General features: G+C 60.4%; 16 protein-coding genes. 3 read left to right on the top strand and 13 right to left on the bottom strand.

Features of this window, described 5'->3' with window-relative positions:
- The first annotated feature begins 7 nt into the window (after positions 1-7).
- Both AC1DIG_RS08705 and AC1DIG_RS08700 read left to right on the top strand, forming a co-directional pair.
- Positions 8-1,051, top strand: coding sequence for an LLM class flavin-dependent oxidoreductase (locus AC1DIG_RS08705; protein ID WP_477766966.1), 1,044 nt, complete (start codon positions 8-10; stop codon positions 1,049-1,051).
- A 177-nt stretch (positions 1,052-1,228) separates the two neighbouring features.
- Positions 1,229-2,143, top strand: coding sequence for a LysR family transcriptional regulator (locus AC1DIG_RS08700; protein WP_477766965.1), 915 nt, complete (start codon positions 1,229-1,231; stop codon positions 2,141-2,143).
- Positions 2,144-2,253: 110 nt separating this feature from the next.
- On the opposite strand, the gene madM is transcribed toward AC1DIG_RS08700, so the two are convergent.
- From madM to mdcA, 9 genes are all read right to left on the bottom strand, one after another.
- Positions 2,254-3,018: a malonate transporter subunit MadM gene (gene madM / locus AC1DIG_RS08695; RefSeq protein WP_477766964.1), complete on the bottom strand. Its 765-nt coding sequence runs from the start codon at positions 3,016-3,018 to the stop codon at positions 2,254-2,256.
- 1 nt (position 3,019) lies between these two features.
- Positions 3,020-3,436: a malonate transporter subunit MadL gene (madL, locus tag AC1DIG_RS08690; protein ID WP_477766963.1), complete on the bottom strand. Its 417-nt coding sequence runs from the start codon at positions 3,434-3,436 to the stop codon at positions 3,020-3,022.
- A gap of 64 nt (positions 3,437-3,500) precedes the next feature.
- Positions 3,501-4,421 carry a malonate decarboxylase subunit epsilon gene (gene mdcH / locus AC1DIG_RS08685; RefSeq protein WP_477766962.1) on the bottom strand — a complete coding sequence of 307 codons (921 nt, stop codon included), beginning with the start codon at positions 4,419-4,421 and terminating at the stop codon, positions 3,501-3,503.
- A complete protein-coding gene (locus AC1DIG_RS08680) occupies positions 4,418-5,038 on the bottom strand; it encodes a malonate decarboxylase holo-ACP synthase (RefSeq protein ID WP_477766961.1) in 621 nt (206 codons plus the stop codon). The genes mdcH and AC1DIG_RS08680 overlap by 4 nt, the downstream gene beginning before the upstream one ends.
- Positions 5,032-5,835 (bottom strand): biotin-independent malonate decarboxylase subunit gamma, encoded by an 804-nt coding sequence (gene mdcE, locus AC1DIG_RS08675; protein WP_477766960.1) that lies wholly within the window; start codon positions 5,833-5,835, stop codon positions 5,032-5,034. Before mdcE ends, AC1DIG_RS08680 begins: the two co-directional genes overlap by 7 nt.
- Complete coding sequence (locus AC1DIG_RS08670) at positions 5,832-6,683, bottom strand: biotin-independent malonate decarboxylase subunit beta (protein ID WP_477766959.1); 852 nt, start codon at positions 6,681-6,683, stop codon at positions 5,832-5,834. Before AC1DIG_RS08670 ends, mdcE begins: the two co-directional genes overlap by 4 nt.
- Positions 6,676-6,975, bottom strand: a complete 300-nt coding sequence (locus tag AC1DIG_RS08665; RefSeq protein WP_477766958.1) for a malonate decarboxylase subunit delta — start codon at positions 6,973-6,975, stop codon at positions 6,676-6,678. Before AC1DIG_RS08665 ends, AC1DIG_RS08670 begins: the two co-directional genes overlap by 8 nt.
- On the bottom strand, positions 6,975-7,850 hold the full coding sequence (locus AC1DIG_RS08660) for a triphosphoribosyl-dephospho-CoA synthase (RefSeq protein ID WP_477766957.1): 876 nt from the start codon (positions 7,848-7,850) through the stop codon (positions 6,975-6,977). Before AC1DIG_RS08660 ends, AC1DIG_RS08665 begins: the two co-directional genes overlap by 1 nt.
- Positions 7,850-9,520, bottom strand: a complete 1,671-nt coding sequence (mdcA, locus tag AC1DIG_RS08655; RefSeq protein WP_477766956.1) for a malonate decarboxylase subunit alpha — start codon at positions 9,518-9,520, stop codon at positions 7,850-7,852. Before mdcA ends, AC1DIG_RS08660 begins: the two co-directional genes overlap by 1 nt.
- A 239-nt stretch (positions 9,521-9,759) precedes the next feature.
- On the opposite strand from mdcA, the gene AC1DIG_RS08650 reads away from it, so the two are divergent.
- A complete protein-coding gene (locus AC1DIG_RS08650) occupies positions 9,760-10,707 on the top strand; it encodes a Dyp-type peroxidase (RefSeq protein ID WP_477767292.1) in 948 nt (315 codons plus the stop codon).
- Between the two features lie 177 nt (positions 10,708-10,884).
- Here AC1DIG_RS08650 and AC1DIG_RS08645 read toward each other — a convergent pair whose 3' ends face one another.
- From AC1DIG_RS08645 to AC1DIG_RS08630, 4 genes are all read right to left on the bottom strand, one after another.
- Positions 10,885-11,070, bottom strand: a complete 186-nt coding sequence (locus tag AC1DIG_RS08645) for a DUF2474 domain-containing protein (RefSeq protein ID WP_477766955.1) — start codon at positions 11,068-11,070, stop codon at positions 10,885-10,887.
- On the bottom strand, positions 11,057-12,073 hold the full coding sequence (cydB, locus tag AC1DIG_RS08640) for a cytochrome d ubiquinol oxidase subunit II (RefSeq protein WP_477766954.1): 1,017 nt from the start codon (positions 12,071-12,073) through the stop codon (positions 11,057-11,059). The genes AC1DIG_RS08645 and cydB overlap by 14 nt, the downstream gene beginning before the upstream one ends.
- Before the next feature lie 15 nt (positions 12,074-12,088).
- The gene (locus AC1DIG_RS08635) at positions 12,089-13,510 is read right to left on the bottom strand and encodes a cytochrome ubiquinol oxidase subunit I (protein WP_477766953.1); all 1,422 of its coding nucleotides are present in this window, start codon (positions 13,508-13,510) and stop codon (positions 12,089-12,091) included.
- Between the two features lie 131 nt (positions 13,511-13,641).
- Complete coding sequence (locus AC1DIG_RS08630) at positions 13,642-15,966, bottom strand: FdhF/YdeP family oxidoreductase (RefSeq protein WP_477766952.1); 2,325 nt, start codon at positions 15,964-15,966, stop codon at positions 13,642-13,644.
- Positions 15,967-16,391: the final 425 nt, after the last annotated feature.

The raw sequence follows: 16,391 nt of genomic DNA, 5'->3' as shown, positions 1-16,391 counted from the left end.
AAGCGTCATGAAATTTTCGCTGTTCGTGCACATGGAACGTTGGGACGAGAGCATCAGCCATCGGCAGCTGTTCGAGGACCTGAGCGAACTGACCCTGATGGCCGAGGCCGGTGGTTTCAGCACCGTGTGGATTGGCGAACACCACGCCATGGAATACACCATCTCGCCCAGCCCGATGCCACTGTTGGCCTACCTGGCTGCCAAGACCACAACCATTCACCTTGGCGCCGGTACCATCATCGCGCCGTTCTGGCATCCCTTGCGGGTTGCCGGCGAATGCGCGCTGCTGGACGTGATCAGTAACGGTCGCATGGAAGTCGGGCTGGCCCGTGGCGCCTATCAGGTAGAGTTCGACCGCATGGCCGGTGGCATGCCCGCCTCCTCCGGTGGCCAAGCGCTGCGGGAAATGGTCCCGGTGGTTCGTGCGCTGTGGCAAGGCGACTATGCCCATGACGGCGACATCTGGAAATTCCCGACCTCCACCAGTGTGCCCAAGCCGATCCAGAAGCCTAACCCGCCGATGTGGATCGCCGCCCGCGACCCGGACTCCCACAACTTCGCGGTAGCCAACGGCTGCAATGTCATGGTCACGCCGCTGATGAAGGGCGACGAAGAAGTCCTCGATCTGAAAAACAAGTTCCAGGCCGCCCTGGATAACAACCCGGACGTACCGCGCCCGCAATTGATGGTGCTGCGTCACACACACGTGCACGCGGTTGATGATCCCGAGGGTTGGAAAGTCGGCGCCAAGGCGATCTCGAAGTTCTACCGTACGTTCGATGCCTGGTTCGGCAACAAGGAAGTGCCCGTCAACGGTTTCCTGGCGCCGAGCCCGGAAGAGAAATTCGCCGGGCGCCCGGAATTCGAGCTGGATAACATCCGCAAGAACACCATGATCGGTACTCCGGAAGAAATCATTGCCCGCATCAAGTATTACCAGGAACTGGGCGTCGACGAGTTCAGCTTCTGGTGCGACAACAGCCTGCCCCATGCGGAGAAAAAGAAATCCCTGGAGCTGTTCATCAAACAGGTAGTACCAGCGTTTCGCTGAATTCTCCTCGCGCCTGCTCACTGCGTGACAGGCGCCACGCCTAAACAGACGCCAGCAATGGCGTCTTCCTCAGCGACGGTTGGCGCCCCTGCGAGTTAACAAAGGCGAACGCAACCGCACATCGGACAACGCAACAGCGCATGGGCATAATCAACGGACTGAAAAAGAGAAGTGGCCATGCTGATCGACGAAGAACTGACCCTGAAAAAGCTGGAAGTGTTCCTGGCGTTCATGCGCACCGGCAACCTGGCCCGTGCGGCGGCCGAACTGCAGACCAGCAACGTCAGCGTGCACCGGGCCATTCACTCGCTGGAAAGCGCATTGCGCTGCCCGCTGTTCAAGCATGAAGGACGTAACCTGACGCCATTGGAAAGCGCCTATGTGCTCGAAGAGCGAGCGCAGAAGCTGATTCAGGATGTGCTCGAAAGCGTGCGCCTGACCCGCGAAGCCGCGGGGTTTTCGGCCGAACGCTTCAAGCTCGGCTCGTTGTATTCGCTGACGGTCAAGACTGTGCCGCAGCTGATCATGGGCCTGAAGATTCGCCGCAGCGAACTCAATATCGACCTGATCCTCGGTTCGAACATCGACCTGCTGTACAAGCTCAAGAACATGGAAGTCGATGCGATCCTGGTGTCCCTGGACGACAGCGTCAACGACCCGGACTGCGAGCAGATCCCGCTGTTTTCCGACGACATCTTCCTCGCCACGCCGGCCGATTCACCGTTTGCCCAACGGGCCGAAGTCGACCTTGCCGAGGTGCGTAACGAGACCTTCATTACCCTGACCCAGGGCTTCGCCACGCACCAGGATGGTATTCGGGTTTTCCAGCAGGCGGGGTTCGAGCCCAAGGTGGCGATGCAGGTCAACGACATCTTCACCCTGCTGAGCATGGTCAGCTCCGGGGTCGGTTATGCGCTGCTGCCAGGGCGGATTGCGGCGGTCTACGAGAACCGGGTGAAGCTGATCCCGTTGCAGGAGCGCTATCGGTTGCAGCAGCACATTGGGGTGGTGTTTCTGAAGGCCAAGGAGCGCGACCCGAACTTGCTGGCGTTGTTGGCGGAGTGTCGGATGTATGCCAATCGGCAGGGTTGAAACCGAGGCGCCCCCATCGCGAGCAAGCTCGCTCCCACATTGGAATGCGTTCTCCTGTGGGAGCGAGCTTGCTCGCGATGGCGTCAGAACAGGCGAATCAAATCCTGAACCTAGCCGACAATCCCGCGAACGATGAAGTACAGCAACGACGGCCCCAGCAGACAGCCGAGCCCGGTATGAAACGTCGCCGTCAGCGCACCATACGGCACCAACCGCCGATCCGTCGCCGCGAGGCCCGCCGTCACACCGCTGACGGTGCCGGCCAATCCACCAAAGACCATCGCTGAGCGCGGGTTATCAAGCCCCATCCAGCGCGCGGCCATCGGCGTGCCGACCATCACCAGGATGGCCTTGATCAACCCCGTGGCAATCGACAGCGCGACCACGTCGGAACTGGCGCCAATCGCCGCGCCTGTCACCGGGCCAACGATGTAGGTTACCGCACCGGCGCCAATGGTGGTCATGCTCACCGCATCGCGATAGCCGAACATCCAGGCGATGCTCGCCCCGACAATAAACGGTAGCACCGTGCCGAGCAGCAGCGCGAGCGCGCCGATCAAACCGGCCTTGCGCGCTTCGGTGGCCTGGACTTCGAAGGCCGTGGCAACGATCGCAAAGTCGCGCAGCATGGCGCCGCCCATCAGGCCGATACCGGAAAACACCGCGACATCCGCCAGGCCTTTCTGCCCACCAGTGAGCGTGCCGCCGACCCAGGCCAGCACCAAGCCGATGACGATGGCAATCGCCGAGCCGTGAATCCGTCCGAACGTCAGGCGTTTGGAGAGCACGACGGAGATCCACATGATCACCCCGACGAAGGCGAACGCTGTGACCAGATCGTTATGTTTAAGACCCGCTTCCAAGAGGCTCCACATATCAGCGACCTCCTGCTGCAAGCGTGGTCGGCACACTGTCGACCGGTTCGTCCGGCAACGGTTCGCCTTTGTGGGTCCGGCTGATCAGGGCGATGGTGCAACCGCAGATCACCACCGAACCGATGGCCGCCAACACCGCCACCGGGCCGCCATGCAGGGCGGTGACGACGTTCTGTTGCGCGGCCATGGCCACCACCACCGGAATGTACATGGCGCCCCAGAAGCCGACGCCCAGCTCGCATTCCTTGGTCATGCCGCCGCGCTTGTGCATCCACAACTTCGCGAGAATAAGCAGGATCATCGCGATACCGACCCCGCCGACGTTGGACTTGACGCCCAACAACACGCCGAGCATGTCACCCACGAACACCCCTGCCAGCGTACAGATCGCCAGCAGTGCCACACCGTAAATAATCATTGTTGTCGTCCTCAAAGTGCATCGTCGAAGTTATTGTTTTTGTCCTTCGCAGCCTGAGCGGTGTCTAGAGTTGGCGACGTCCCTCCTCACGCAGCAGCGCTTGCAACGTGTCCAGGCGCGCGCCATCGAAGGCGATCACCGTGCCGTGTTCAAACACCCGTCGCGCCAGTGCGGTCAGCACCGCGCCGGGCGGCAGTTCGATGTGCAACCGCACGCCACGTTCGTAGGCGCTTTGTACGGTGCCGCGCCAGTCCACGACCCGGCACATGTTGAAAGCCAGGTCCTCGCGCAACGCCTCGACCGAACGGATCGGCCGGGCGCGGCTGCCACTCAGGTAGCCCACTGTCGGTACTTGCAACGGCACCTTGGCAAACGCCTCGGCCAGTACCTGCGCGGGCTCATCGAGCAGCGGGCAATGTGACGGTACGCTGACCGCCAGCCGTTTGGCCAACCCTGCGCCACACCCTCGAGCCAACTCGGCAACGGCGTTCATTGCCGCATCACTGCCGGCGATAACCACCTGGTTATCGGCATTGATATTGGCCAGGTAAACCGGTGTCTCGCTGCTGTGAACCTGCGCCAGCAAACCTTCCACCGTCGCGAGGTCCAGACCGATGATCGCGGTCATGCCGTATCCCTGCGGCCAGGCCTGTTGCATCAACTCACCCCGCAGGCTGACCAGATGCAGCGCATCGCTGAAACGCAACGCACCCGCCACCACCGCCGCCGGGTACGCGCCGATGGACAGCCCGGCCACGTAATCCGCTGTACATCCCTGCTGCAACAAGCTGCGCGCCGCCGCTGTTCCCGCGATCAGCAGACACAGCTGAACCGCACGGGTCGACTTCAGCGCCTGGGCGGAATCAAGTAACAGAACATCCTCCCCCAGCACTTCGCTTGCCTCGATCACAGTCGTCTCGGGCAAACGATGCAGCATGCCCGGCTGCTGCGCGCCTTGACCTGGGAACACCAACAGGCTGCTCACGCTGTTTGCTCCAGTGGATGCCAAGGGTCGATCACCAGCCGTGCTTCGCGAGCGTTTTTGAGCAACACCCGCTGTGCCGGACCAGCCCATTCGCGCAAGGCAACTGCGCCCAATGGCGTTTGCAATTGCATGTCTACCGGGCACGCAGCGGCGTCCAGCCACGTCAGCAGTTCCCGCGCCTGAACCCGGTCCAACGGTTGCGGCGTACGCAGGATCAAGTCGAGATCGCTGCGCTCATGCAATGCGCTCACACCACTGGCCAACTCAAACCCGGCACTGCCACTGACGCCCCAGACCCAACCGCAGGCATCGAGCATCGGTCGCAGTTGCGCCAGGGCTTGCAAGGCCGGTAAATCGCGATCACCGTCGACATGGCAAAGGTCTTCCGGCCGTACCCGGCGCTGGATCGCCTCGACCGCCATCCACGTTGCATAACGCTGCTCGCGCAACGCTCCACGCACGCCCACTGCAATCTGATCTGCGGCACTCAAGGCGCGTCGAACCACCACCGGCTGACCTTGGCTGATCGCCTCGGTCACCCACGTCGGCGCGTCCGTCGGCAACTGCTCCAGGGTCAGTCCCCAGAGCAGGTCATGGGCCAGAAAGCCGTTCACCATTGCTCACGCAGCAGTTGGCGAACCTTGCTCGACGCCGCACGATTGGTCGCGCCCAGACGCGAGCTCAAATCAGCCCCGGTGCTTTCAACGTCGCCAATGGCCTGACACAAGCAGTCGCTGACCCGCGCCAGATCGCTCGCGGTCGGCTGCTCGATCTGCTCCACTGTCAGGGTTTCCCAGAGCAGGCCGAGGCTGGCATAGCTGTCGATGTCATAAGCCATCGGCGGCACGCTGGCGGCCAGCACTTCAAGTTCTTCAACGCTGCGCAGGGTGACCCGCGCGGCCGACACCTTGCCCATCGCGTGAACCATCACCCCAGGATCACGCAGGGCAATCAGCCGGTTGGCCTGATAGCCGTGGGCCAGAAACGCCCCGGACATCGCCTTGCCCACCAGCAAACCAATCACCGCATGCCCCGCCAGTCGTGCGCGGGCATAACTGTCCGCAGCTGCGGCCAGCGCCTGATGGATACCCAAGGCTTCTTCGCGACGACCATAAGCCTGGCTCGGCACATCAACGATGGCGATCAGCGCGCGCTTCTGCGGTTTGGCGCGATCGGCTTCGATGACCTCATCCACCGCTTTGGCCAGACCCCAGCCCTCCAACAAACCGACCTCGCCGTGACGGGCACGAACAAAGCGGTTCTGTGGATCGGCCACCACCGCGATAAACCGCACGGGCTGCTCGCCCAACACGCCGTCGGCGACTTTCAACGAAGCGGGCAATCCGTCAACGACGGTGGAGCCGGCACTCAAGGCTTGAAACCAGTGCAAACCTCTCAGGGAATAACCGCTCATGAGTGCTCTCCTTGGTACAGATCGCGAACCGTCGCCGGTTCGATTTGTGGCACCGCATCCAGACGGGCGAGGTGTTGCAGGAACCGATCCGCCTGGCGACTGCGCTGTTCAGCGGGTAGTCCCTGCTGCAACAATTCGCTGACCTGTTGCTGAATCTGCGCCACGTCATCGGCCACATACCGATCCACCAACCCACTGGCGAACCGTTGCTCGCCGCCGGTCAGGCTCCAGATGAAAGGACGGTCGCGCGAGTCGTATTCCTCGATTCCGGCTTCCTGCTCGATCACTTGCGGACCATTGAGGCCAAGTCGTGCTTCCTGAGTGACCAGCAGATAGCTGCACAACCCGGCGGCAATCGACATGCCGCCAAAGCAACCGACGCTGCCGGCCACCACACCGATCACCGGCTGGTACTGGCGCAAATCGACAATCGCCGCATGGATATCGGCAATCGCCGCCAGCCCGAGGTTGGCTTCCTGCAAACGCACGCCACCGGTTTCCAGCAACAGCACGGCGCGGGTAGCGATACCCTTGCGGTTGTCTTCAGCAGCCAGTTCCAGCGCACCGGCAATCTTCGCCCCGCCGACCTCACCCAAACTGCCGCCCTGGAATGCACCTTCGATGGCGGCGATCACCACCGGCAAACCGCCGATGCTGCCCTTGGCGATGACCACTCCGTCATCGGCTTGCGGCACCACGCCCTGACGCGACAGCCATGGCGACATGATGCGCTGGAACGGGTCGAGCAATTCACGGTAGGTCCCGGCGTCAAGCAAGGCCTTGGCACGTTGTCGGGCACCGAGTTCGACGAAGCTGTGTTTGTTGAGCAGCGCTGCGCTGTCACTCATGGCCAATCTCCTCGAAGCCTTGTTCCAGACGCAAGCGCACCACGCCTGGCGTGGCCCCGAAATCATGAATATCGATGGTCATCGCCGGCGGCGTCTGGCCATCAAACATCCGTGCGAACAAATGCTGCCAGCGCTGTTCGCTGCCATTGACCGAGGTCTGGACCTGGATCGTCAGCGTGCCGGCCTGTCCCGGTTCGAGCAGCACTTCGAGATCGCCCGAGCCGACGCAGCCGACCAGCGCCCTGCCCCGTGCCGGCTGCCCGGCAGGGAATTCAAAGGATAAGGTTTCCATCAGAAAGCTCCCTGGATGATGCCGTCGCAGGATGAGATGCGGTCGATAAACAGGCAGGCTGCGAGCAAATCCGCAGCGCCGCCGGGCGAGGCATTCAACGCAATTAATTGTTGGTCCAGCTCATGCAACCGGCGCCGACCGGCCAGGCTGGCGCTGCCGCCTGCCTCCAGCACCGAGCGGGCACCGAGCTGCATCGTTTCCAGCCCCTGCTCGCCTGCGCGGTAAAGCACGCAGGTATCGGCGAGCGTGCTCATGATCGCCAGCAAGGCATCGAGCCGGGCATTCTGTTCACCGCTGCCCGCAGCGCGGCTGCGTTGGAGTTGCGGCAGGCCGAATTGCATCACTGCCGGAAAACCCAGTTGTGCCTCTTCCCGAGCGCCCCGCGCCCCGTAACGTTGTGCCACTTGAGCGCCGTGGCTGAACGGCCGCGGCGCATGGCGATCCTCGAGCAACGCCAGACGTGCGGCGCGCACAGTGACCGAACTGGCGGCAGTCGATTCAGGCTCCAGCGCGGCGGCGGCGACCAACAGGCCCAAGGCCCAGATCGCCCCGCGATGGGTATTCACGCCGTTGGTGGTCGCGAGCATCGCTTGCTCGCCCTCGCGGCCGATCCGTCCGAGGGCCTCGCGCAGAGGCAGACCGACTTCGCCAAACGCGATGGCCGCTTCAGCCATGTCCTTGAAGGCCGGCCACAGCGACAGCGCCGAAGCGTGCATCAGCCCCAGGTGCAAATCGCTGTGGGCACCGTTGCCGCGACGATCGACCAGCGCCGGTTTGGGCGACAGGTCGGCTTCGTCGATCAGGGCCTCTACCGCCAGGTCCGCCAGCCGTTCGGCCAGGGTCAGGCGCTTGGGTTGCAGATTGAGTGCGTGCATTACCAGCTCCTGAATTTGGCGGGCGGGTTGTACAGGCCACCCGACCACTCCACCAGATCGGCGACGCTTTTGGCTGCCAACAGTTCGCGGGTGGCGTCGGTGCGGCGGATGCCGAGGTCTTCGGGCAACGCAATCAGCCCTTCGCGACGCATGCGCGCAGTGTCTTTGGGGTTATGGCGCAGGCCGATGGCAGTGACCCCGGCCACGGCCGCGATCATCGCCTGGCGTTCTTCCAGGGAGCGCGCTTTGTACAAATAGGCGATGCCTTCTTCGGTGAGCAAGTGAGTGACGTCGTCGCCGTAGATCATGATCGGCGCCAGCGGCATGCCGCTTTTCTTCGCCACTTCAACCGCATCGAGGGTTTCAACGAAAGTCGGTTTGCCACCCTCCTGGAAGGTCTCGACCATTTGCACCACCAGCTTCTTGCCACGTTCGAGCAGCGCTTCGGGGGCATCGTCGTGGCGCATGTCGAGCCAGGCCGGGGTGCCGTGGCGGCGACCACGCGGGTCGTGGCCCATGTTCGGTGCGCCGCCGAAACCGGCCAGGCGTCCACGGGTCACGGTGGAAGAATGGCCGTCGCCGTCCACCTGCAAGGTTGCGCCGATAAACAGGTCCACCGCGTACTGCCCGGCCAGTTGGCAGAACATTCGGTTGGAACGCAGGGAGCCGTCGCGGCCGGTGAAAAACACGTCCGGGCGCGCGGCGATGTAGTTCTCCATCCCCAGTTCGGTGCCGAAGCAATGCACGCTTTCGACCCAGCCACTTTCGATGGCCGGAATCAGCGTCGGGTGGGGATTGAGGGTCCAGTTGCGGCAGATCTTGCCTTTGAGCCCAAGTGATTCGCCATAGGTCGGCAGGATCAGTTCGATGGCGGCAGTGTTGAAACCGATGCCGTGGTTGAGCGACTGAACATTGTGCTTTTCGTAGATCCCGCGGATCGCCATCATCGCCATCAGCACATGCACCGGCTTGATGTGCCGGGGGTCGCGGGTGAACAACGGTTCGATGTAGAACGGTTTGTCGGCCACCACCACGAAATCCACCCAGGACGCGGGAATGTCCACGCGGGGCAACTCGCTGACGTCGTCCACCAGTTGGTTGACCTGGACGATCACAATGCCGTCGCTGAAGGCCGCCGGCTCGATCAGCGCCGGAGTGTCCTCGGTGCTCGGCCCGGTGTAGATATTGCCGGCACGGTCGGCCATGAAACCGGCCGAAAGCACCACGTTGGGAATCAGGTCTACCACCAGTCGGGCGTAGAGTTCGATGTAGGTGTGGATCGCGCCGATTTCCAGCAGACCATCTTCAAGCAACTGGCTGATACGCAAACTTTGGGTACCGGCGAAGGAGAAATCGAGCTTGCGCGCGATGCCGCGCTCGAACAGGTCCAGGTGCTCCGAGCGGCCGACGCTGGGCATGATCATGTGCAAATCATGCAGCTTGGCCGGATCGACCTTGGCCAGGGAACGGGAAAGAAAGTCCGCCTGCTTCTGGTTATTGCCCTCCAGCACCACACGGTCGCCAGGCAGAATCAATGCCTCCAGCGCCGCAACGATCTTGTCGGTGGGCAACACCACGCCATCGGCGAGACCCCGCACCTGCTCCAGGCGGCGCTGTTTTTCACTACGCCGCCGCGTCCAGCGCGAGTCGGGGGATATTGTTGTTGTCATGCTCACTCCACGGGTTCGCTTTCGTGGAGTTACCTTAGGAGCTAATAGTAGAGTCATCAATCAAGATGAGCGGTGAACTGTTACGCTCAGCGTAACGTTTTCCATGGAAGCCACGATGAGCGAGGTACGCAGCATAAATTGCTCATCCGTCTCGATTGCTGCTTTGAAACCATTACCTGCTACTGTCTTTCACTCCCGCTGCGCCGCTTGTGGAATTCTCAATGACAAAACTGATGCCAATGGATAATCAAACGCCTGATCCTCAATCCGTCTGTAGTCCCATTACCAGCAGCGCGATTTTCATCGTTGCCACACTAGCGCCCGGTAGTGAGTCGGCCGCTAAAGTGCGGGCCTGGTGCGCAGACATCGCAGCCCTCACGCGATCGGTCGGCAAACGTGTTCCCTCGGGTAATTTGTCGTGTGTCTGCGGCATTGGTTCCAGTGCCTGGGATACCTTGTTCGGCAGCCCGCGCCCAGCCTCTTTGCATCCATTTCGCGAGTTCGGTCCAGAGGGACGTCGAGCCGTCGCAACGCCTGGCGACATTTTGCTGCACATTCGTGCGGATCAGATGGACCTGTGTTTCGAATTGGCGACGCAATTGCTCTCAGCGCTTGGCGATGCGATCTCGGTCGTTGATGAAGTTCAGGGGTTCCGCTATTTCGACATGCGCAGCATGGTCGGTTTTGTCGACGGCACCGAAAACCCGGTCGGCCGCCATGCTGTCGACTTCACGATCATTGGTGATGAAGACCCGTCGTTCAGCGGTGGCAGCTATGTGTTGGTACAGAAATACCTGCACAAGATGGGCGCGTGGAACGAGTTATCCGTCGAGGCTCAGGAGCGCATCATTGGAAGAACAAAACTGTCCGATATCGAACTCGATGATTCGGTCAAACCGAGCTGTTCGCACAGCTCCTTGACGACCATCACCAAGGACGGACAGGAAGTGAAAATCCTGCGCGATAACATGCCGTTCGGCCGGCCAGGCGCAGGCGAGTTCGGTACGTACTTCATCGGCTATGCGCGCTCGCCAGAACCGATCGAGCAGATGCTCGAGAATATGTTTGTCGGCAGACCCGCGGGCAACTATGACCGGTTGCTCGATTTCAGCACGGCGGTCACCGGCGGCTTGTTCTTCGTTCCGTCAACAGATCTGCTCGAAGAGCTTGCTGATCGCGAGCCTTGAGGAACGGGTACAAAATGGCGATGTGAAAATCCTGAATACGATGAAATCGAGTGTGGGAGCGGGCTTGCTCGCGAAGACGGACTGACATCCGCTATTGATGTCGACTGACACACCGCTTTCGCGAGCAAGCCCGCTCCCACAAGGGATCTGCGGGCCTTTATCGTATGAAACCAGTCATCAATGAGTGGTCATTCCGGCCATATGCATCATCAGCCGGAACAAACTCGCCACTACCCCCAGCGCAATCACACTGCCGAACCAGATAGCGATCAACCAAAGCACCCGTCGATACCAGGGGGAGGATGGGTTTTGCGTAACAGGCACTTTACGGGTCCGAGTGTTTTCGCTGTCAATGGTAGCCATCGCCGATCCTCACTTTTCCGCGGAACACGTAGTAGCTCCAGCAGGTGTACATCAGAATGATGGGCAGAATGAACAACGTGCCGATCAGGATGAACAGCTGGCTTGAAGGCGGCGATGCGGCCTCCCACAGGCTGATGGAGGGCGGTACGATATTCGGCCAGATACTGAAGGCGAGACCCATATATCCCAGAAATACCAGCGCCAACGTGAACACGAATGGCCAGTGCGAGTGATACTGGCGTAACGTCCCAAGCAGCCCGAATAGCGCCAGCACACCGAGGATCAACAACCCGCCAAAGACCACGATATGCGCGTGCGTGAACCAGCGAGTCGCAATCTCCGGATGCAGCAACGGTGTCCAGACACAGAGCACCGCCACGACCGCCGTGAGGGTGAACGCCAGCGGCCGAGTGTAGTGACGCATGCGTGACTCAAGCATGCCTTCGGTCTTGACCAGCAACCAGGTACTGCCGAGCAACGCGTAGGCAACGATCAACCCGAAACCGCAGAACAGTGGAAACGGTGACAGCCAGTCCAGGGTGCCGCCGGCAAACTGCCGATTGACCACCGGAATCCCAGCGATATAGGCGCCAATCACGATGCCTTGGCAAAACGTTGCCAGGAGTGAGCCACCGATAAAGGCCATGTCCCAGATGTGACGTTTTTCAGGACTGGCCTTGAACCGGAACTCAAACGCCACGCCGCGAAATATCAACCCGGCCAGCATGAAAACCAGCGGCAGATACAACGCCTCGAGAATCACCGAGTAAGCCAAGGGGAACGCACCGTAAAGTGCCGCCCCGCCGAGTATCAGCCAGGTTTCATTACCGTCCCAGACCGGCGCGACGGTGTTCATCATCACATCGCGTTCCTGCCTGTCCGGGATCAGCGGAAACAGGATGCCCACCCCCAGATCGAAGCCGTCCATGATCACGTACATCATCACCCCGAAGGCAATGATGACGCCCCAGATCAACGACAGATCTATACCTTGAATACCCATGATCTATCCCCTTGCTCAGTTGACGTGATCGCCGGACGCGAACGTCTCGGAGATGGCGGACAGGGGGCGGCGTGGCGTGCGCTCCTGGCCAGGACCGCCTTGAGGCGGATGCTCGTGATGTGGCTGCGGGCCTTTGCGTACCAGCTTCATCATGTAGCCGATGCCCACTGCGAAAACCGAGAAGTAGATCAACACAAACAATGCCAGCGAAACGCTGAGCTGCGTGACCGTGTGGTTGGAAGCCGCATTGGCGGTTCGCAAAAGCCCATAGACGACCCACGGCTGACGACCGACTTCTGTGGTGATCCAGCCCGCCAACATCGCGATAAGACCGGTCGGCCCCATGAACAACACCAGGCGCAGGAACAGGCGATTGCGGTACAGCGCCTCGTTACGACGCAATACAAGACCCAGCAAACCGGTGAGGATCATCAACATGCCAAGCCCGGCCATGATCCGAAAGCTGAAGAAGATGATGGTCGCGTTAGGACGGTCCTCTTTGGGGAAACTCTTGAGCGCGGGGATCTGTTTATCCAGGCTGTGGGTCAGGATCAGACTGCCCAGGTAAGGAATTTCCAGCGCATAACGGGTCTTCTCGGCCGCCATGTCCGGGATACCGAACAGCACCAGCGGCGTCGGCTCGTTACCGACGTTTTCCCAATGTCCTTCCATGGCGGCAATTTTCGCCGGTTGATGTTCCAGGGTGTTCAGACCATGGGCATCACCGACCACGGCCTGGATCGGTGCCACGATCAACGCCATCCACAACGCCATCGAAAGCATCTTGCGCACGTGCGGCGTGTCATTTTTACGCAGCAAATGCCAGGCTGCGGAAGAGCCGACAAAGAACGCCGTGGCCACAAACGCAGCAATGGCCATATGCGCCAGACGGAAAGGGAACGACGGATTGAAGACGATGGCCAGCCAGTCCATCGGCATGATCCGCCCATCCACGATCGAGAATCCCTGTGGCGTCTGCATCCAGCTGTTGGAAGCCAGAATCCAGAAGGTCGAGATCAACGTACCGATGGCGACCATCACCGTGGCAAAGAAGTGCAGCCCTCGCCCTACCCGGTTCCAGCCGAACAACATCACCCCAAGGAAGCCGGCCTCGAGGAAAAACGCCGTCAGCACCTCATACGTGAGCAATGGCCCGGTAATACTCCCGGCGAAGTCAGAGAACCGGCTCCAGTTGGTGCCGAACTCGTAAGCCATGACCAGCCCGGAGACCACCCCCATACCGAAGTTGACGGCAAAGATTTTCGACCAGAAGTGATACAGGTCCTTGTAAACCGGGTTGTTGCTTTTCAGCCAGAGTCCTTCGAGGACCGCCAGGAAGCTGGCAAGCCCGATGGTGATGGCCGGAAATATGATGTGAAACGAGACCGTAAACGCGAATTGAATTCGCGCCAGGTCGAGCGCCTCCAGATTTAACATGACGATACCCTCATAGTGGCTCGATGCGCGTGCATACAAAGCCCGGCCGCAATGAGCCTCACGGCTCGCAGCGAACAGATTTCCAATGATCTGGTGAGGCTGGGGCGGCACTCACGCCGCCCCGGCCAGGCTCAAGCGCCGAAGGACTGGATCAGGTTGCTGGCCTGTGCCTGTTCAAGGCGAATCGCGATGAACTTCGAGGTCGGCGTGAACGTCCGGTCGCCGTAGCTTTCCAGCGGCACCAGCGGGTTGGTTTCCGGGTAATAGGCGGCGGCCTGACCGGGCGGAATGTCGTAGGCGATCAAGGTAAAACCGCTCACTCGACGCTCGCGACCATCGCCCCACAGCGAGATCATGTCGACCTTTTGCCCGGGCTCGTAACCCAGCTTGCGAATGTCCTGCTCGTTGACGAACACCACATCGCGCATGCCGTAGACGCCGCGATAACGATCATCCAGTCCGTACAAGGTGGTGTTGTACTGATCGTGGGAGCGCATGGTTTGCAGGATCAGGTCCGGCTTCACGTCCAGGTTGCGCACGCCTTCGCTGACCAGATGCTCCGGCAATTCGCTGGGGGCAAACTGCGCTTTGCCAGTTGAGGTATTCCAGATGCGTTTGGCGGCATCGTTGCCCAGGTGAAAACCACCGGGGTGCAGCAGTTTTTTATTGAAATCCTCGAAGCCGGGAATGGTGTCGGCAATCAGGTCACGGATACGACTGTAATCGGCGACCGCCCAGAGCCAGTCAATCGGGTGTTTGCCCAAGGTTGCGTTGGCAATCCCGGCAATGATCGCCGGCTCTGAACGCATCAGCGGTGATTTGGGTTTCAGCTGGCCGTGGGAAATGTGCACCATGCTGAAGGTGTCTTCCACCGTCACGCCTTGCGGCCCCTCCTCCTGCATGTCGATATCGGTGCGCCCCAGGCACGGCAAAATCAAGGCCTCACGGCCGGTGACCAGATGGCTGCGGTTGAGCTTTGTGGCGATGTGCACCGTGAGGTCGCAGTTGCGCAGTGCGTCATGAGTGCGCGGGCTGTCGGGAGTCGCCTGAGCGAAGTTGCCGCCCAGGCCGATGAAGACTTTCGAGCGCCCCTCTTCCATCGCCGCAATCGCCATCACCGTGTTATGACCGTGGCGGCGCGGCGCCTTGAAGGCAAAACGCGCTTCCAGCGCGTCGATAAACTCCGGCGGCGCCAGTTCGTTGATGCCCATGGTGCGGTCGCCCTGCACGTTACTGTGCCCGCGCACCGGCGACAGCCCTGCACCTGGGCGACCGATGTTGCCACGCAACAACTGCACGTTGATGATCTCCTGCACGGTCACCACCGAGTGAGTGTGCTGGGTCACCCCCATCGCCCAACACATGATGACCCGCTTGGCTTTGCGGTACATGCGGGCCGCCAGTTCGATGTCTGCCAGCGACAGGCCGGACTGCTCGACTATGTGCTCCCAGGTCGTGGCGTCGACTTCGGCCAGGTAGGTTTCCAGGCCCGAGGTGTGCTCGGCGATGAACGCGCGATCGAACACTGCTTCGCTGTTGTTCGCCAGTGCTTCACGCTCCCACTGCAACAGAAACTTGGCGATGCCGCGCATCGCCGCCATGTCGCCGCCCAGTGCCGGACGAAAGTACGCAGACGAGGTCGGTTCGGAGCCGTTGGTGAGCATTTCCAGTGGATGCTGCGGGTGCTGGAAGCGTTCCAGTCCCCGCTCTTTCAGTGGGTTGAAGCAGACCACCTGCGCACCCCGCTTCACCGCTTCGCGCAGTGGCTCAAGCATTCGCGGGTGATTGGTACCCGGGTTCTGGCCGATGACGAAAATCGCGTCGGCTTCCTCCAGATCATCAAACGTCACCGTGCCTTTGCCCACGCCAACGCTGTCATCCATGCCCAGGCCGCTCGCTTCATGGCACATGTTCGAACAGTCGGGAAAGTTATTGGTGCCGTAAGCGCGAACGAATAGCTGATAGAGGTAAGCCGCTTCGTTGCTGGCCCGACCGGACGTGTAGAACTCGGCCTGATCAGGCGACGTCAGCCCTTTCAGGTGTTTGGCGATCAAGGCAAAAGCATCGTCCCAGCTGGTTTCGACGTAACGATCAGCAGAGGCGTCGTAGCGCATGGGGTGAGTCAGGCGCCCTTGGTATTCAAGCCAATAATCACTCTGCGCCGCCAGCGACGACACCGTGTATTTGTTGAAAAACGCAGGGTTGACCAGACGGCCGGTGGCCTCCCAGTTGACCGCTTTGGCGCCGTTCTCGCAGAACTTGACCATGCCATTTTCCGGCGACTCGCCCCAGGCACAACCCGGGCAGTCGAAGCCGCCGTTCTGGTTGGTCTTGAGCATGGCTCGAATGTTCTTGAACGCGTTTTCGCTGCCCAACCAGTTTTTGGTCACAGCAATCAGCGCGCCCCAGCCAGCGGCCGCCCCCTTATACGGTTTATAACGTTCAACTTCGCTCATGATACTTCTCCAAGACGTGCACGTAGGCGTCAACCCAATGTCAGGTCATTGTTAATGGCTGTTTTTGTGCGCCTATAAAAAGGCGACTTTATTTAGCGGCAGATTATTCGCAGTTAATCACTTCACGGGCCCAATTCAGGGATACGAACCCAGACTATTCCGCGCATTACATGCCTGTCTAATTGCAAATAATGACCGGATCATCGAAATGATCTATCAAGAAAATAATCACTAAAAATCAATCAATTACAAATTCAATACGACACTAATCCGAGCTACTTTCAGCTCAATAGATCCCATCGATCAATCGGTTGTTAATAGTGATTAGACGACGACTTTAAATGGCCTTAGTCTCGGCTCAACAAGGCCCTATATAGCAGTGGCTTTGCAAAACCAGCGCCATGGCTAATAGACCTGGACCGCTG

The sequence above is a fragment of the Pseudomonas sp. 05N431 genome, assembly GCF_056397005.1.
This window is presented reverse-complemented; position numbering and strand designations above follow the sequence as displayed.